This window comes from Flagellimonas sp. (assembly GCF_965222555.1).
GTDB lineage: Bacteria > Bacteroidota > Bacteroidia > Flavobacteriales > Flavobacteriaceae > Flagellimonas.
Map to the genome: position 1 here is coordinate 1,002,560 of NZ_CBDCUG010000005.1, position 18,145 is coordinate 1,020,704.

An 18,145-nucleotide genomic window follows, 5' to 3' on the forward strand; every position below is an offset into this window, starting at 1 on the left:
GATATGGAGTATCCATTGCTCAATAAGATAAACTGTCCTGAAGATTTAAAGAAAATGCCAGAAGTTGACTTGCAAAAACTGGCAAAGGAACTCCGTAGTTTCATTATTGAAATAGTTTCCACCAAGGAAGGGCATTTAGGAGCAAGTTTGGGAGTAGTGGAATTGACCATTGCTTTGCACTATGTGTTTGACACGCCCAATGACAAATTGATTTGGGACGTAGGGCATCAAGCCTATGGACATAAAATACTGACGGGGAGAAAAGAAATTTTTGATACCAATCGTCAATTGGAAGGCATAAGTGGATTTCCAAAAATGAGTGAAAGCGAATACGACGATTTTGGGACCGGGCATAGCTCTACAGCAATTTCCGCCATACTGGGTATGGCGATGGCTTCTAAACTTAATGGGGAACTATCCAAACAACATATTGCCGTTGTGGGTGACGCGTCCATAGCCAGTGGAATGGCATTTGAAGGCCTAAACCATCTTGGGGTAACTGATGTAAATGCACTTATCATTTTAAACGACAATGCCATTGGAATTGATCCAAGTGTAGGTGCCCTTAAAAAATACCTTACCAATGTAAAGGCCGGAACGGCCAAGGACGAAAATATCTTTGAATGCCTAAATCTTGATTACACAGGACCTATTGACGGACACGATATTTTTCAGCTGGTCAAGGAATTACAACGACTAAAGGGAGTTAAGGGACCAAAACTCCTCCATATCATAACCACTAAAGGAAAAGGACTTAAAAAGGCCGAAGAAGATCAAGTGGTTTACCATGCCCCTGGAAAATTTGATGCGACTACTGGTGAAAGACTCAAAAAAAACAATGGGAACCAACCTCCAAAATATCAGGATGTTTTTGGGCATACTTTGGTTGAACTTGCAAAACAAAACGAAAAAATTGTGGGCATTACCCCGGCTATGCCCACTGGTAGTTCCTTAAAGCTTATGATGGATGAAATTCCGGATAGAGCTTTTGATGTTGGTATTGCGGAACAACATGCCGTTACCTTGGCCGCCGGGATGGCAACCCAAGGCCTTGTTCCTTTCTGTAATATCTATTCCACTTTTTTACAACGGGCCTATGATCAGGTCATTCATGATGTTGCCCTGCAAAAGCTTCCGGTAATTTTTTGTTTGGACAGAGCTGGACTCGTAGGTCAAGATGGACCTACCCATCATGGCGTTTTTGACATGGCCTATTTAAGATGTATCCCCAATATTATCGTCTTTTCGCCAATGAACGAAATGGAGCTTAGAAACATCATGTTTACCGCACAAAAAGGTCTTGACTCTCCCATTGCAATCAGATATCCTCGTGGAAGAGGTGTAAATTTGAATTGGAAAAATCCCTTTGAAATTGTTGAAATTGGAACTGGCCGTTGCTTAAAGGAAGGTACAGAAACAGCTATCCTAACCATAGGGCACATAGGCAATCAAGTTTCCAAGGTATTGGAAGAATTGGGACAACCCAACAACATAGGACATTACGATATGCGTTTCGTAAAACCTCTTGACAAACAAATGCTTAGAACAGTTTTCAAAAAATACAAACGTATTGTCACTGTGGAAGATGGATGTTCAATAGGAGGGTTTGGCTCTGCGATTTTGGAGTTTGCAAATGAAGAAAAATTTACAAATCCAGTTAAAATCTTTGGAGTTCCCGATAAGTTTGTTGAGCATGGAACAATTCCAGAAACCCATACCATGGCTGGTATAGATTTTGATGCATTACTTTCTTATATTAAATCAACCTTGACCAAATGCGACCCATAATTTATTTTCTGTTTCTTTTTCTGTGCTTCGGGCTGTCGTCGTATGCCCAAGTTAACCCTTTAAGGGTTTTTGAGCGGAATCCTGATTCTACAGCTTCATCATTCCAAGTTGTTCGAATTAAAGATGTAAAGCTCAAATACGTTACCCGGGGTGCCAAGCTCACCGACCCAAGAACGGTTTTGAACAGAATAAAGCCTGTACTCAAAAGATACAAACGCTTTACTCCACAATCATTTTGGGATAAAGTGAATAAGTTTGGACTCAACATCAACGAAGTTGCCTTTGTGAACTGGAACGCCGGTGGCGACAATTCTGTTTCTGCACTTGCCAATATGCGTTTTCAAAGAAATTATAAATTTCGTTACCTCAATTGGAACAATGAACTACGGCTCCGATATGGCCTTAACGCCCAGGAAGGAAGGCAGCTCCGAAAAACTGATGATCAAATCAGAATATCATCCACCATTGGTTTTAGAAAGGACACCATAACCAGTTGGTACTATTCGGTCAAGGCCAACTTTAATACCCAATTTTCCAATGGCTACAAATATCCCAACAGAACCACTCCCATTTCGAGGTTCATGGCACCGGGCTATCTGTTTTTGGGAGCTGGTACCTCATACATTCCCGAAGGGAAGAAATTTAACCTCTATATTTCGCCCATCACCCAAAAAGCCACATTCGTCCTTGATGAACAATTATCCAACCAAGGGGTATTTGGAGTGGATGAAGGAGAGCATCTTTTCATGGAGATTGGTTTTCTCGTTACCAACAAATGGGAAACGGAAGTGCTTAAAAATGTGTTGATGAACCATCGTATAAGTTTGTATACGGACTACCTATTAAGTTTTGGAAATATTGATGTGGATTGGGAATTGGCCTTTAACTTGAAGGTCAACAAATACATCAATGCAAATGTTGGAACCCATCTTATATTTGATGATGACATTAAATTTGATGAAGTTGTGGCGGATGACGGTACCGTCATTGACCCAGGAATACCCAGAATCCAGTTTAAACAATTATTGGGTGTCGGCCTTACTTATGACTTCTAAAATTGTTTCCCCATTAATTTGTTGTGAATATGTACTGCTGCACTGTCAGATAAGCTAGCTACAAAACAACAAGTGTCCAAAAGGATTTTATAGATAGACCCATTGGTACTTTTATAATTTTCTGGAAGACTTTGCAACAATAACCTATCGTAATTGGTCCCTTTGCCCTCCTTTGTATTCACCAAAGCCGTAGTGTACACATCAAGAATATCAGAAATGATTTTATATCCGGCCACCTCTTTATCTATTACTTCGGTGGATTGATACACTTTTTCGACACTTAATTTTATGATATCGTCTATTTGGGCCTTGTACTTCCCTTTATCCAACAAGGCAGAATCAAATTCGCCTTCAAGTATTTGGGCTTCGTTCTGCTCAAAAACTTCCACTGCATCTGTTATCAACGTGTTTATAGCCAATGCCCTTAAATAGCTCAATCGATTACTGGAATGTTTCATGGCATTGTACTTTTTTGTGTTGATATTGTCCTTCACCAAATTGATTAAATATTCCAAGGCATATTCCTCCGGAATCAGCCCAAGGTTGATTCCATCCTCAAAATCAATAATCGTATAGCAAATATCATCCGCTGCCTCAACCAAATAGGTTAAAGGATGCCTATAAAACCCAATTCCAGGATTTTTGGGGTTCCCTTTGAGTCCAATCTCTTCCACAACCTCCAAAAAGAAGTCTTTTTCCGATTGAAAAAATCCAAATTTTTTATCCGCAATATGATTGGTCGGTTTCTTGGGAAGAGAAGCCTTTGGGTATTTCATAAAAGTTCCCAGTGTCGCGTAACTTAAACGCAATCCCCCTGGAACGCCTTCTTTTGATTCTGATAACAGTTTAAATCCATTGGCATTTCCTTCAAAATCAATTAAATCCTGATACTCCTCATTGGAAAGAAATGCTTTATACTTTTTGCCATTCCCTTGTTGAAAATAATTACCAATGGCTTTTTCGCCACTGTGCCCAAAAGGAGGGTTGCCAATGTCATGGGCAAGAGCCGCAGCGGCCACTATGGCACCAAAATCATTAAAATGATATCCGTGCACTTCACTCAAATGAGGATGTCTTGCCAAGATTCGCTTTCCGGCTATCCTACCAAGACTCCTGCCCACAACTGAAACCTCCAAGCTATGGGTAAGCCGTGTATGCACAAAATCTTTCTTGGAGCCAACACTTATGGGAAGAGGAATAACTTGGGTCTTATCCTGTAAACTTCTAAATGCCGATGAAAAAATTATGCGGTCATAGTCCACCTCAAAACCCAAACGGGTTTCATCCTGCTCTTTACGAAGTCTTTTGCCTTTATCCCCATGGCGTTTAAGGGAGAGTAGCTGTTCCCAATTCATAATGCATATTTATAAACCCGCAATATACATCTATGTATACTTTTCATCCCATAATCTGGAAAATTGAAATCCACAAATATTCATCTTGGTCAATTAATTTTAAACATAAGTTAATCTTATGATCACAATAAGTTGGTTTTCCTATCCGATTTTTGTTTTTGTCTTAAGGCAAAACAGATTTCTGGATATATTAGTTTTTGTCGACTATTCTTTGAAATCTAAAGTATGGCCGCCTAGGCCAGGGCGGCCATACTAAATATAACATAAACCAAACATTAAATTAACATTGGTATTAGTTCTTTGCACCCGACAAAAACTAATATTGAAATGAAATTAAACTTCTTGGCCTTTGGTCTAGTTATACTCTTAGGTTTTTCTTCCTATTCTCAAGTTGAAGCCCCAAAATTTGGAAAGGGTCTTCTCAATATTGTTGGCAAAGACAGTACATGGACCATGAAATTTGCTATGCGGATGCAATTTTTGGGCACGGCTACATGGGACAAAAGCACTGATGATGGTCTTGTAAATCCAGAACAAAACTTTTTGGTTCGTAGAGCACGATTAAAATTTGATGGTTTTGCCTATTCTCCAAAACTCAGATATAAATTTGAATTGGGATTGTCTAACCGGGATATTTCTGGAGCCAACCAATTTACCAGCAATGCCCCCAGATATATTTTGGATGCCGTTGTAATGTGGAATTTTTACGAGAATTTTGAGCTTTGGGTAGGACAGACAAAACTTCCCGGTAATATTGAACGTGTAATTTCTTCAGGAAACTTACAGCAAGTAGATCGCTCTTTGGTCAATAGCAGGTTCAATATAGATCGTGATCTTGGCATTCAAATTAGACATCATTTTAATTTAACTGATAAGTTTTTGGTACGTGAAAAATTGGCCATTTCCCAAGGAGAAGGTAGAAACGTAACCTCTGGAAATCTTGGTGGTCATCAATATACCGCACGTATTGAGTTGCTCCCTTTTGGTAAATTTATAAGCAAAGGAGATTATAGCGGGGCAGACCTTAAACGTGAGGCAACTCCAAAATTAATGTTGGCAGCTACTTATGATTCCAATCAAAATGCTGTGAAGACCAGAAGTAATTTAGGTTCATATATGACAAATGATGTTGGTTTTTATGAGACAACCATAAACACAACCTTTGTGGATGCAATGTTTAAGTATAACGGTTTTTCATTAATGGGCGAGTATGCGCACAGAGATGCCAAAGATCCTATCGCCAAAAATTCCAATGGTTCGCAAACTGGGGATATTGTGCTTGTAGGCAATGGTCTTAACTTGCAAACAGGTTATTTGTTTAAAAACAATTGGGAAGTATCTGGTAGGTATACCGATATCAACTATGATAATGTAACAGGAACTAATGATCAAACCCAATACACTTTAGGGCTCTCAAAATATCTTTTGGGGCATAAACTTAAAGTTCAAACAGATTTAAGTTACCTTTCTGTTGCCAATGGCACGAACGAATTGATGTATAGATTACAAATGGATGTTCATTTTTAGGCAAAAACATAACCTTTAAATAACATTGATAGTCAGCAAAGTATAGACATTTGAAAATTATTTTTTAACACTGTTATGGACAATATTTACTTTCTAATGATTATAGCCCTAGCTGTTTTGGCCATTGCCGATTTAGTTGTGGGTGTCAGCAATGATGCGGTTAATTTTTTGAATTCGGCCATTGGTTCCAAGGCCATTTCATTCAAGACAATTATGATCATTGCAAGTATAGGAATTGCGTGTGGTGCAATTTTCTCCAGCGGCCTGATGGAGGTTGCACGTAAGGGAATCTTTAATCCGGGCGAATTCTATTTTCAAGAGATCATGTTCATTTTTATGGCTGTTATGATCACGGATATATTACTGCTGGATTTCTTTAATACCCTGGGCATGCCAACTTCAACCACAGTGTCCATAGTTTTTGAATTGTTGGGTGCCGCCGTTGCCATGTCCCTTTTGAAAATAGGTGCTGCAAATGGTGATTTTGCAGATGTAGTAAATTACATTAACACCTCTAAAGCTATACAGATAATTTCCGGGATTTTGCTTTCCGTTGTCGTGGCTTTTACCATAGGGGCCATTGTTCAATGGATATCAAGACTTTTATTATCATACAACTTTGAGAAAAAGGCCAAATGGGTGGGCGCATTGTTTGGAGGCATCGCTTTGTCCTCAATAGTTTACTTTATCCTTATGAAAGGAATCAAGGGAACGCCATACGCCGGTGAAGCATTTGACATCCTAGGAGGTATGAAAATCAAGGATTTTCTAGAAGCCCAAGTACTGCCGATCATTATTGTAAACTTTGTTTTATGGTCACTGATTTCATATGTGCTTATATATTTTGCAAAAATCAATATCTATAAAGTGATTATTGGTGTTGGAACTTTTGCATTGGCGCTTGCTTTTGCAGGTAATGATTTAGTAAACTTTATTGGTGTACCTATTGCTGCATGGCAAAGTTATGAGGCTTGGGTCATTTCAGGAGTTCCTGCCACGGAATTCAGTATGGAAGTGCTTTCAACGAAAGTACCTACCCCTACTTTACTCCTTTTTATATCTGGTATAGTAATGGTAACCACTTTGTGGCTTTCCAAAAAAGCTCGATATGTTGCAGATACTGAAATCAACCTTTCAAGAGAAGGAGAGGCAAAAGAGCGTTTTCAGCCTAACTTTATTTCAAGAGGATTGGTACGATTGGCATCCAATACTTCTGAATATCTAGCAAGCTTGTTGCCAAAAGGGGTAAAAGCAAATATGGACAAGCGATTTGAAAAACCTGTAATCGCTTTGTCCCAAGACAAAACCCATAAACTCCCTGCATTTGATATGGTACGGGCAGCCGTAAACCTTATGGTAGCCGGAATCTTAATATCAATAGCAACGTCATACAAACTTCCGTTGTCCACTACCTATGTAACTTTTATGGTGGCCATGGGTACTTCTTTGGCAGATAGGGCCTGGGGTGCTGAAAGTGCCGTTTACAGAGTAGCAGGTGTCTTGAATGTAATTGGAGGTTGGTTTGGTACTGCTATAATTGCCTTTATAGCTGCCGGAACTGTTTTGACCCTAATAAATTTTGGTCAAGGAGCGGCAATTGCCATTTTACTGTTTACCGCCATTTTGCTTTTGGTCAGAAACTATAGCGCCTACAAGAAAAAGGCGAAAGAGCAAAAAGCCGAAGATAGTCTTAACAGAGCTGAAAGCAGTTCCATTCAAGGGGTTATTGAAGAGAGTGCCAGCAACATTGCCAATGTTTTAAAAAGAACCAATAAAATCTACACCAATGCAATTAATGGATTGGCAAAACAAGATTTGGAGCTTTTGAAAAAGAATAAAAAACAGGGTGCAAAACTTTCTGATGAAATTGAAGACCTTAGAAACCATCTTTTCTTTTTCATCAAAAACCTTGATGAGGCCAATGTGGGAGCAAGTAATTTCTACATCAACACCTTAGCACATTTGACCGATATAGCCCAATCCTTGGAATACATTGGCAAAGTGAGTCACAAACATGTCAACAACAATCATAAAAAATTAAAGTACAACCAAATCAAAGAGCTTAAAGAACTTGATTTAAGGTTGGAAAAATTGTTCTCCAATACTCAACAGATCTTTGAAAACAAATCGTTTGAAGAAATTGAAAGTACTTTAGAAAGCAAAAAAGATTTGTTCCAACTTGTTTCTGATAAGATTGAGCGCCAGGTAGAACGAACAAGGACTGAGGAGTCAAGCCCGAAGAACACCACCCTTTATTTTTCCATCCTAACCGAAAGCAAGGATTTGGTAGAAGTGGTGTTTGAGCTCTTGGAACTTTATTATGTGGAACATGACAGCACGGTAGAGCCAGCGCGAATTGAAAAACAAGACTAGTTTTTGACTATCTTGCTACATGCGTTTTTCCATTTTAGTTTTGGCATTGCTTTTAAGCAATGCCTTTTATGCCCAGAAAGTTACATCCAATGAATTGTTGAACAAGGCCATAGCATTTCATGACCCCAATGGTCAATGGAATATTTTCAATAGCACTTTTGAGGTGTTGATGAAAACGCCTAATTCAACAGATCGGCTAAGCATTATCAACCTCAATATTCCTAGGGAACAGTTCATTCTTCAGGTTGAAAAAGACAGTGTTTCTTATGCCTACACCTTTGACAGAAAAAAATGTGCCACCAGCTTAAACGGTTCTACCAAAATCACTGAAGAAGATAGAAAAACCTATCGGTTGACCTGTGAACGGGGTACCATTATGCGAAACTACTATACCTATCTATACGGTCTTCCCATGAAGCTCAAGGATCCAGGCACCGTACTTGATGATAAAGTGCAGACCAAAACCTTTAAAGGAAAAGAATATTTGGTTTTAAAAGTGAATTATGAAGAGGGAGTAGGTAAAGACGTATGGTATTTTTACTTTGACCCTGCCACCTACGCCATGGAAGTCTATCAGTTCTATCATGATGAAAGCAAAAATGATGGCGAATATATTTTGCTTGAAGGATTGGAGGACATCCAAGGCATAAAAATGCCCAAAACCCGAGCTTGGTATTATAACAAGGACAACAAGTATTTAGGTACCGATATACTCATGAAAAACTGATGAAATGAAGCTAAAGTTTCAGGTTTTTTTATTGATTACAGCAGCTCAGACATCTTTCTGTCTTGCCCAGGAAATGGAAAAATCCTGGATGATGGGGCCCTTTAAAAGAGCTCAAGATGCGCAGCCTATCATCCAAAAGGATAGTACCTCAAGCTTTGAGGACCCCATTAAAAACCAAAAAGTTTTTTGGGAATCCATGGCAACATTCAACCCCGCGGCCATAGTCAAGGACAATATGATTCATGTGTTTTATAGAGCCGAAGAAAAGCTGGGAGAAAAAGAAATAGGGGGTCATACTTCAAGAATTGGATTGGCAATTTCCCCTGACGGAATCAATTATATAAAAAATGAGCATCCCATTTTTTACCCAGATTTGGACAATCAACAAGAAAATGAATGGCCTGGCGGTGTAGAAGATCCAAGACTTGTAGAAACTGAACAAGGATCATACGTGCTTACCTACACTCAATGGAACCGAAAAGTCCCTAGATTGGCCATAGCCACTTCAACAAATCTGGTTCAATGGGAAAAGCATGGTCCTGCATTCAAAAACCATAAGGAAGGCAAATATCACAGGCAGGAAACCAAGTCTGGTGCTATTGTCACAAAACTCAAGAACGGAAAGCTGGTTGCGGCAAAAATTGATGGGAAATACTGGATGTATTATGGTGTTCCTCACGTATGGCTCGCCAGTTCAGAAAACCTGATTGATTGGACACCTGTGGAGACTTATGAAGGCACCCTAGCACCCGTTTTAAGTCCAAGGCCAGGTTATTTTGATTCTTGGCTGGTAGAGGCAGGCCCACCTCCTATTATAACAGAAAACGGCATTGTGGTTTTGTACAATGCTGGAAACTCTAAAAACATTGGTGTAAAGGAATTGGGAAATAGAATCTACACAGGTGGTCAAGCCCTTTTTGATTCCAAAGAACCCTGGAAATTGTTGGATAGGTGCGAGACTCCTTTCATAAAACCTGAATTGCCTTTTGAAAAATCAGGGCAATATGCAGATGGAACTACCTTTTTAGAAGGCCTTGTGCTGTTTAATGGAACTTGGTATCTGTACTATGGAACCGCTGACAGCATGGTGGGTGTAGTAACCGCAAAAAGATAACTGGCTATCTATAAAAATTCATTTCGTCCATATATTTCCATACAGACTCAGGAAGAAGTGGCCTGATATTTTTCCCCTCTTTGTGTTTTTTTCGAATAAAAGTGGAAGAGATTTCCATAATAGGGGCATCCACTCTATTGATTTTCGGATGGCCTTCAAACCGGTGCTCAATTTTCCCATCTGAAATTCTAGGGTACACATAGATGGAATAGTTTTCCAAAATGGCTTCGTAGTTCTTCCATTTATGGAAACTTTTTAGGTTATCCTCTCCCATAATCAAGGAAAACTGATATTCACCGCCATATTCCTCATCCAAATGCACCAAAGTGTTTATGGTATAATTAGGTTGTGGCAGATTAAACTCTATTTTGCTGGGTTTCAATTTTGGGTACTCCTGCAAGGCTTCAAACACCATTTGATACCGATGATGGTCATCCAACAAGGATTGTTTTGTTTTAAAAGGACTTTGTGGCGTAATTACAAACCATACCTCATCAAGCTCCGAAAATTCCACCATATGGTTGGCTATTGCCAAGTGGCCATTATGGATGGGGTTAAATGTCCCAAAATATAACCCTACGCGTTTCATTCGCTATTCTTCTTCAGAACTTGAAATTGTTGCTCCAACAAAATCAGCCACCAATTTATGGGATTCTTTCAGGGCAATATCCAAGTCATAGTTCTTAATGATCTTATCAAACTGAGGTGCCGTAGCCAACTCCACAGATGCCTTGGCCACTCTCATATTGATCTTATCGTCGCTTTCCGTACTGCGTTTTTTAAGTCTGATTTTTAACTCATCCACACTGGGGGGTTTCACAAAAACGGCCAAAGTTTCCTCTGGAAATTTCTTTTTTATGCGAAGACCACCAACCACATCAATATCAAAAATTACATTCTTTCCTTCGGCCCATAAACGTTCTACCTCGCTCTTCAATGTTCCATAGAAATTGTCACGGTACACTTCTTCCCACTCTAAAAAATCCTCATTCTTAATATGGTTCTTAAACTCCGAAATGGACATAAAGTAATAGTTGACACCATCTTTTTCCCTTCCCCTTCTGGGTCTGGAAGTAGCGGAAACAGAAAAAGCCAAGTTCAGCTCTGGTTGTTTCAAAAGATGCTTTACTATAGTGGTCTTGCCACTTCCCGAAGGTGCAGAAAAAATAATGAGCTTTCCCCCTTTTTTCATAGTACGTTAAGCATTTGCTCTTTGATTTTTTCCAACTCGTCCTTCATTTGCACTACCAATTGTTGCATGGGCGCATAATTGGCCTTGGAACCTATAGTATTGATTTCCCTTCCTATTTCTTGGGCAATGAAGCCAAGTTTTTTTCCATTGGAGTCATTGGATTTCAAGGTGCTTTCAAAGTAGTTTAAATGATTTGCCAAGCGTACTTTCTCTTCGGTAATATCGTATTTTTCCAGATAGTAGATCAGCTCCTGTTCAAAGCGGTTTTCATCCAGTTCGACCTTTAGGTCGGCCACAGCTTTTTCCAAACGCTCACGGACCGTATCCAACCTTTCTGGATCCATAGCTTTGACCTCTTCAAGCAGTTTGTTCAAATTTTTGAGTCGGCCAATAAAATCCTTTTCCAATACCTTCCCTTCTTCGTTCCGAAAAATTGAAATCTCTGAAAGCGCTTCTTTCATTGCAGTTTTTATAGCCTCATATTCGCTTTCGTCAATATTCCCTTTTTCGGTTTTCATGGTATCTGGCATGCGCAAAGCCAATTCCAATAGCTTCAAGTCATCGCCTTCTGCGATATTAGCCAATTGCTGCATGTATTTTTTCACCACTCCTTGATTTACCTCTGCAGTGGTCTCCTCTCCGGTAATCTCCACATATAATCCAAAGTCAACTTTGCCTCGCACCAAAACGTCAGCGATCATTTTACGCAATTCCAGTTCCTTTTCTCTATAAAATTGTGGAAGTCTGGCATTGATATCCAAGTTTTTGCTGTTCAGCGACTTAAGCTCAATGGTGATTTTTTTGGAGGGAAGTTGCACTACGTGCTTCCCAAAACCGGTCATGGATTGAATCATATGGTATGATTAAATTTTGGCAAAGGTAACCAAAAATGGAGTTTGCACTGGCTTAGGAGAAAAGCCAATACCCGTTTACTTTTGTAGTTAATCAAGCTCTCTTACCCAAATATTTCTATAGCTCACTCTACTATTGTCGTTATGGTCCTGTAACATTAAAGGCGCCTTTCCATGAGCTTCATATTTAGGCCATCCTATATACTCAATGGTGCCTTCAATCTCAAAATGATCTTGAATCAAGATTCCATTGTGCAATAACGTAACTGTAGCAGGTTTGACAATATTTCCTCCCCTACTGAACTTCGGTGCATGAAAAATGATATCGTAAGTATTCCATTCACCTGTTGGTGACGAAGCCATGGCCAAAGGCACACCTTGTTTATACAATGACCCAACCTGTCCATTTACATAGGTTGAATTGTCATTATTGTCCAACACTTGAATTTCATACCGCTTTTGCAGAAAAACTCCACTATTGGCCCTACTCTGTCCTTCACGTTGCACTTCTTTTGGAGATTTCCATTCTATATGTAGTTGGATGCTTCCAAAGTTTTGTTTGGTCTGAATGTTTCCGGTCCTGTCCTTCACCGTCATGCTACCATCCTTATTCAAATGCCATTTGACCTCGGTACTATCGGCACTACTCACCCAATTGTCAAAATGCTGCCCATCAAAAAGGACAATGGCATCACTTGGAGGTGCTCCAAGTTTTCCGGGAATCACCCGAGGTGGAATGGGTTCATAAACTTCTGTTGCTTCAGGATTTGTAGGCCCTGATTTTTGACCGTACGCAAAACCAATTATTAAAGTAAATACTCCAAAAAGAGCACTTTGGCATTTCATCATATTAAAGCTCCTTAATCTTGATATTCCTATATCCAATAACCAGTGGCTCTCCGTGATCTTGAAATGCAATCTTCCCTGTTCTCGACGTTCCGAAACCTTCCCAAGTAGCAAATTTGGAATTGGCAACCATAGTGTCCCAAGCTTCTCCATTAACCGGAAATTCAACAATCTTCACATCATTTAAAACAACACTACCCTGATTGGTATCATGATTTATGGTAATCAAATAATGGTTCCACTCGCCAACTGGCTTAACCACATCTTGGGATGGGGAAACCATATCGTACAACGCACCTGCCCTATGAGTTGTGCCATTCTTGGCATCTGGGTGGTCCACATTGTCCAATACTTGAATCTCTGGACCTGTTTGATAGGGTTCTTTGTATTTATCCCCTTCTTGTACACCCCACATGACCCCACTGTTTGCTCCACTGGACACCATCCATTCTACAGAAAGTACAAAATTGGTATATTCTTTATCTGTAACTATGTTAAACCGCTTTCCTTCTTCCCTATGTTTTGGTTTTAAAAGCATGGCTCCGTCTTCAAGTTTCCAACCATCGGTTACTTCCATGCCAGAAAAAATATGCCAGCCATCAAAAGAAGTTCCGTCAAACAAAACCGTCCATTCACTTTCCTGTTGCTCCGTTTGAGTCTCCATTTCTTGTGTAATTTCCTCTTTTGGCTCTTCTTTCGGTTTGTCTTTGCAAGCAAAGGTCACAGCCAAAGCTGTGAATAAAACTAGTTTTTTCATAATCCCAGTATTTTTTTAAGTTTTTCAGTATCCGTTTCAGCCCCAGCAAAATCATCAAAAGTTTTGGTGGTGGCTTCTATAATGTGGTCCTGGATAAATTTAGCACCTTCCCTGGCGCCTTGCTCCGGACTTTTAATACAGCACTCCCATTCCATGACCGCCCAAACATCACAGCCGTATTGCGTCAATTTGGAAAAGATGGTCTTAAAATCTATCTGGCCATCCCCAAGAGAACGGTACCGTCCAGCTCTATCACCCCAATCATTATACCCTCCAAAAGCACCTTTTTTACCAGTTGGATTAAATTCGGAATCCTTTACATGGAATGATTTTATAAATTCATGGTAATGGTCAATATAGGTAATGTAATCCAATTGCTGCAATACAAAATGGCTTGGGTCATATAAAATATTTACCCTTTTATGATTGCCTGTCGCTTCCAAAAAACGCTCAAAAGTATCACCGTCGTGTAAATCTTCCCCAGGATGGATTTCGTAGCAAACATCCACTCCCTCTTTATCAAAATGATTCAAAATGGGCATCCATCTTTTGGCCAGTTCTTCAAAGCCCAATTCTACAAGTCCTGGTGGTCTTTGTGGCCAGGGGTGCCATGTATGCCATAGCAATGCTCCCGAAAATGTTGCATGGGCCTTTATCCCAAGCCTTCTACTTGCCGTAGCCGCTTTTTTCACAGTTTCCACAGCCCATTCTGTTCTTGCTTTGGGGTTGTTCTTCACCGCATCCGGTGCAAAATTATCGAACATGATATCATATGCCGGATGTACGGCCACCAACTGCCCCTGTAAATGGGTGGAAAGTTCAGTAATCTCCAATCCATAGGAATTGATTTTCCCCTTCAGTTCATCACAGTAGTCCTGACTCTCGGCAGCTTTGTCCAAATCTATCAAAAATGACTCCCAAGTCGGGATTTGGATTCCTTTGTAACCCAATCCAGATGCCCACTTGCATAGTCCATCCAGTGAATTGAACGGAGGCTGGCCATCTACAAATTGAGCTAGAAATACTGCTGGTCCTTTAATTGTCTTCATTTAAATCAACTTTTTAGCATGGATAAATCCTTAAGGATTTAGGATTTATCACCTATATTTAAGAAAAATATTATGATGTTTTCATTTTCCCGATGGAAAGACATAAATATAACGATTCGCCAACAATTAAAACAGCACAATAATGGATGAAAATGTTGTTTATGATGCCATTGTGGTTGGAACCGGAATAACTGGAGGTTGGGCTGCTAAGGAACTGTGCGAAAACGGACTGAAAACCCTGGTTTTGGAGCGTGGCCCAATGGTGAAGCATGTGCAGGATTACAAAACCATGAATGACGATTCTTGGGACTATCCCTTGAAGGGTGAATTGTCTCGTGCGGACAAAGAAAAATATCACAAGCAGCTTAGAGTGGGTTGGGCGCCCAGGGAAGATGTCAAACATTTTTTTGTGAATGATCTGGAACATCCCTACCAAGAAACCAAGCGTTTTGATTGGATTCGGGGCTATCAGGTTGGTGGTCGCTCCCTTACTTGGGGCAGACAAAGTTATCGCTGGAGCGATATTGATTTTGAGGCCAACAAAAAGGAAGGGATTGCTGTGGATTGGCCCGTTAGATATAAGGATATAGCTCCTTGGTATGATAAAGTAGAATCCTATATTGGTGTAAGTGGCGAAAATTTGGGGTTGAAACAGTTGCCTGATGGTCAATTCTTGCCGCCAATGGAATTGAACTGTGTGGAAAAGGAGTTTCAGCAATCCATGAAAGCCAATTTTGAGGATGGCAGACTTTTAACCATTGGTAGAGCCGCACATGTTACCAAAAACACTACGGATTTTGAAGGTCGTGGACCTTGTCAATATAGAAATAGATGCTGGAGGGGCTGCCCTTTTGGTGGATATTTTAGCAGTAACTCTTCAACACTTCCCGCTGCAGAACGAACCGGCAATTTGACCTTACGTGAAAATTCCATAGTTTACGAAGTGGTCTATGATGACACTCAAAAAAAAGCTACAGGAGTAAAAATAATAGATGCGGAAACCAAGGAAAAAATAGAATTCAAATCCAAGATAGTGTTCCTCTGTGCCTCGGCTATGGCATCGGTGGGAATCTTATTGCAATCCAAATCCAAAGTATTTCCCAATGGTTTGGGCAATAATTATGATGAAGTAGGTCGTAACCTTATGGATCATCATTACCAGTTGGGTGCATCAGCAAAAGTAGATGGACATTTGGACAAATACTATAAAGGGAGAAGACCCAACGGGTTTTACATTCCCCGTTTTGTTAATCTTGATGAAAAAACCAAACGAAATGGATTCTTACGCGGATTTGGATATCAAGGAGGTGCCAACAGAACACATTGGTCAGAAATGGTGGCTGAAATGGGTTATGGAAAAGCCCTTAAAGAAGCCATTCTAAAACCAGGGGGTTGGGAAATAGGAATGACAGGTTTTGGTGAAATGTTGCCATATCATGACAACCGGGTTACCTTGAGCCAGGATAAAAAGGATCAATGGGGACTGCCACAATTGGATTTTGATGTGGAATTCAAGGAAAATGAGCAAAACATGCGTGAAGCTATAAAGGAAGAGGCAGTTGCCATGTTGAAAGCGGCTGGGTTCAAGGATGTAAAACCATATGATCGAGAAACCGGCCCTGGCTTGGGCATACATGAAATGGGCGGTGCCCGAATGGGCCATGACCCAAAAACATCTGTGCTCAACAAACATAATCAAGTGCATGGTGTGCCCAATGTTTATGTTACCGATGGCGCCTTTATGACATCTGCAAGCTGTGTAAACCCATCATTGACCTATATGGCATTTACGGCCAGAGCTGCCAACCATGCAGCTGAACAATTCAAACAACATAAATTTTCTTAAATACCTACTATGGAAAACGCTTCTGCCCGAAACTTATGGGGCGATTTTTTAGACGCCCATCTGGAATTTGCTTCAGAGGATGCCCCGAAAGTGATTCATTTTTGTGATAATGAGAAAGATGCCGATACTTGCGCCAACTTGGTCTGCAAAGATATTAAGCGAGCTACTTCGCATTCTTTACTTGGCATTCAACTTCGTAAGGAACCTATGCCCAGAATAGGGGATTTTGCGGTAGTGACAGATTGGTCCGGAAAGGCCAAATGCATTATTCGGACTACTTCGGTCAAGTTGGTCCCTTATTTTGCCGTTCACGCAGAACATGCCCGTTTGGAAGGCGAAGGTGATAAAACCTTGGAACATTGGCAAAAAACCCATTGGGATTATTATACCCGCGAACTGGCTACGTTCAATAAAATTCCAAGAGAAAGTATGATTGTGGTCTTTGAGCGATTTGAAAAAGTCTTTCAAAGATAATGGCCGCACATAGGCGGCCATTCATTTCTTTGTTATAAAAGAGGCTAGTCCAAATCTACCCAAATATTGCCTTGCTTATGCGAGGTGACCGTGCTTTCTATAAAGTTCATTCCCCTTACCCCATCCTGCATGGTAGGGAATTCGCCATCAATGTATGCTTCTCCACGAATGGCCCTTGCTGCTCCGAGATAGATATTGGCCATGGAATCAAAAATACCTTCAGGGTGCCCCGGTGGCATCTTCGAGCTATTCAAAGAGAGCTCTGAGTTATAGCCATGACCCGGTTTATATACCTGAAGGGGTTCGGTATCGCTCATTTTGTATAAAAAGTTGGGTTTCTCTTGTTCCCATCTAAAAGCTCCTTTTTCACCATAGATGGCAATGGCCAATCCATTTTCCTCACCTGTGGCCACCTGACTGGCCCTAACAACACCTTTAACGTGTTTGTCCATTCGAATAAGGACCGTTCCATCCACATCCATTTGGTTGTCATCATAGAGATAGTTGAAATCACACAGCACCGATTTTATTTTCAATCCTGTGGTATACTCGATCAAGTTGGATGCATGAACACCAATATCACCAATACAGGAGCTTATACCGGCTTTTTTAGGATCTAATCGCCATACTGTTGAGCGTTTTTCCTTATCGTGAATAACGGTATTGATCCATCCCTGATAATATCTGGCATCCACTTTGTGGATTTTTCCCAAAGCACCAGCTTTGATCATTTCCCTCATTTGACGTACCATAGGGTAGCCAGTATACGTATGGGTAAGCGCAAACACTTTTCCGGACTTTTCATATACTTGCTGGAGGTTTTTGGCTTCCTCATAATTCATGGTCATGGGCTTTTCACAAATGACATGAAACCCATTTTCCAACAGCTTTTTGGCCATAGGAAAGTGCAAAAAATTAGGAGTTAAGACAGAACAGACCTGAATACGCTCTTCCTCCGGAAGCTTTAACTCTTCCTCTATTAATGTATCAAAGTCTTTATAAATTCTGTTGGTTGGAACATCAATCTCTTTGGCAAAGCCAACATTTTGTTCAAAATCTGGATTAAAGACCGCTCCTACGATCTCGTAATTGTCATTGATAAATGAGGCAACTCTGTGTAGCACTCCAATGAGGGAATCTCCTCCACCTCCAATAATTCCAAGTCTAATTTTTTTAGGCATGCGTTTTCTT

The 18,145-nt window shown here is 40.3% G+C and carries 16 protein-coding genes; 8 read left to right on the top strand and 8 right to left on the bottom strand.

Annotated elements, in window-relative coordinates; genetic code table 11:
* Nucleotides 1-3 precede the first annotated feature (3 nt).
* Nucleotides 4-1,788 (top strand): 1-deoxy-D-xylulose-5-phosphate synthase, encoded by a 1,785-nt coding sequence (gene dxs, locus ACOQO1_RS12885; protein WP_420603290.1) that lies wholly within the window; start codon nucleotides 4-6, stop codon nucleotides 1,786-1,788.
* A complete protein-coding gene (locus ACOQO1_RS12890) occupies nucleotides 1,776-2,843 on the top strand; it encodes a DUF3078 domain-containing protein (protein ID WP_420603291.1) in 1,068 nt (355 codons plus the stop codon). The genes dxs and ACOQO1_RS12890 overlap by 13 nt, the downstream gene beginning before the upstream one ends.
* On the opposite strand, the gene dgt is transcribed toward ACOQO1_RS12890, so the two are convergent.
* On the bottom strand, nucleotides 2,840-4,198 hold the full coding sequence (dgt, locus tag ACOQO1_RS12895) for a dGTP triphosphohydrolase (protein WP_420603292.1): 1,359 nt from the start codon (nucleotides 4,196-4,198) through the stop codon (nucleotides 2,840-2,842). The two genes, ACOQO1_RS12890 and dgt, sit on opposite strands and share 4 nt — an antisense overlap.
* Before the next feature lie 327 nt (nucleotides 4,199-4,525).
* On the opposite strand from dgt, the gene ACOQO1_RS12900 reads away from it, so the two are divergent.
* From ACOQO1_RS12900 to ACOQO1_RS12915, 4 genes are all read left to right on the top strand, one after another.
* Nucleotides 4,526-5,725, top strand: coding sequence for a porin (locus ACOQO1_RS12900; protein ID WP_420603293.1), 1,200 nt, complete (start codon nucleotides 4,526-4,528; stop codon nucleotides 5,723-5,725).
* Between the two features lie 75 nt (nucleotides 5,726-5,800).
* On the top strand, nucleotides 5,801-8,098 hold the full coding sequence (locus ACOQO1_RS12905; protein WP_420603294.1) for an inorganic phosphate transporter: 2,298 nt from the start codon (nucleotides 5,801-5,803) through the stop codon (nucleotides 8,096-8,098).
* A gap of 19 nt (nucleotides 8,099-8,117) precedes the next feature.
* Nucleotides 8,118-8,825 (top strand): DUF6503 family protein, encoded by a 708-nt coding sequence (locus tag ACOQO1_RS12910; RefSeq protein ID WP_420603295.1) that lies wholly within the window; start codon nucleotides 8,118-8,120, stop codon nucleotides 8,823-8,825.
* A 4-nt stretch (nucleotides 8,826-8,829) separates the two neighbouring features.
* On the top strand, nucleotides 8,830-9,939 hold the full coding sequence (locus ACOQO1_RS12915; RefSeq protein WP_420603296.1) for a glycoside hydrolase family 130 protein: 1,110 nt from the start codon (nucleotides 8,830-8,832) through the stop codon (nucleotides 9,937-9,939).
* Nucleotides 9,940-9,943: 4 nt separating this feature from the next.
* Here ACOQO1_RS12915 and nadD read toward each other — a convergent pair whose 3' ends face one another.
* From nadD to ACOQO1_RS12945, 6 genes are all read right to left on the bottom strand, one after another.
* Nucleotides 9,944-10,528: a nicotinate (nicotinamide) nucleotide adenylyltransferase gene (gene nadD, locus ACOQO1_RS12920; protein WP_420603297.1), complete on the bottom strand. Its 585-nt coding sequence runs from the start codon at nucleotides 10,526-10,528 to the stop codon at nucleotides 9,944-9,946.
* 3 nt (nucleotides 10,529-10,531) lie between these two features.
* Nucleotides 10,532-11,131 carry a guanylate kinase gene (gene gmk, locus ACOQO1_RS12925; RefSeq protein ID WP_420603298.1) on the bottom strand — a complete coding sequence of 200 codons (600 nt, stop codon included), beginning with the start codon at nucleotides 11,129-11,131 and terminating at the stop codon, nucleotides 10,532-10,534.
* Nucleotides 11,128-11,985: a YicC/YloC family endoribonuclease gene (locus ACOQO1_RS12930; protein WP_420603299.1), complete on the bottom strand. Its 858-nt coding sequence runs from the start codon at nucleotides 11,983-11,985 to the stop codon at nucleotides 11,128-11,130. The genes gmk and ACOQO1_RS12930 overlap by 4 nt, the downstream gene beginning before the upstream one ends.
* Before the next feature lie 87 nt (nucleotides 11,986-12,072).
* The gene (locus ACOQO1_RS12935; protein ID WP_420604333.1) at nucleotides 12,073-12,828 is read right to left on the bottom strand and encodes a 3-keto-disaccharide hydrolase; all 756 of its coding nucleotides are present in this window, start codon (nucleotides 12,826-12,828) and stop codon (nucleotides 12,073-12,075) included.
* Nucleotides 12,829-12,832: 4 nt separating this feature from the next.
* A complete protein-coding gene (locus ACOQO1_RS12940; RefSeq protein ID WP_420603300.1) occupies nucleotides 12,833-13,585 on the bottom strand; it encodes a 3-keto-disaccharide hydrolase in 753 nt (250 codons plus the stop codon).
* Complete coding sequence (locus ACOQO1_RS12945; protein WP_420603301.1) at nucleotides 13,582-14,634, bottom strand: sugar phosphate isomerase/epimerase family protein; 1,053 nt, start codon at nucleotides 14,632-14,634, stop codon at nucleotides 13,582-13,584. Before ACOQO1_RS12945 ends, ACOQO1_RS12940 begins: the two co-directional genes overlap by 4 nt.
* Nucleotides 14,635-14,776: 142 nt before the next feature.
* Between ACOQO1_RS12945 and ACOQO1_RS12950 the strand changes: the two genes are divergently transcribed.
* Nucleotides 14,777-16,480, top strand: a complete 1,704-nt coding sequence (locus ACOQO1_RS12950; protein ID WP_420603302.1) for a GMC oxidoreductase — start codon at nucleotides 14,777-14,779, stop codon at nucleotides 16,478-16,480.
* Nucleotides 16,481-16,489: 9 nt separating this feature from the next.
* Nucleotides 16,490-16,954, top strand: coding sequence for an ASCH domain-containing protein (locus ACOQO1_RS12955; RefSeq protein WP_420603303.1), 465 nt, complete (start codon nucleotides 16,490-16,492; stop codon nucleotides 16,952-16,954).
* A gap of 44 nt (nucleotides 16,955-16,998) precedes the next feature.
* On the opposite strand, the gene ACOQO1_RS12960 is transcribed toward ACOQO1_RS12955, so the two are convergent.
* Nucleotides 16,999-18,135, bottom strand: a complete 1,137-nt coding sequence (locus ACOQO1_RS12960) for a Gfo/Idh/MocA family protein (protein ID WP_420603304.1) — start codon at nucleotides 18,133-18,135, stop codon at nucleotides 16,999-17,001.
* Nucleotides 18,136-18,145: the final 10 nt, after the last annotated feature.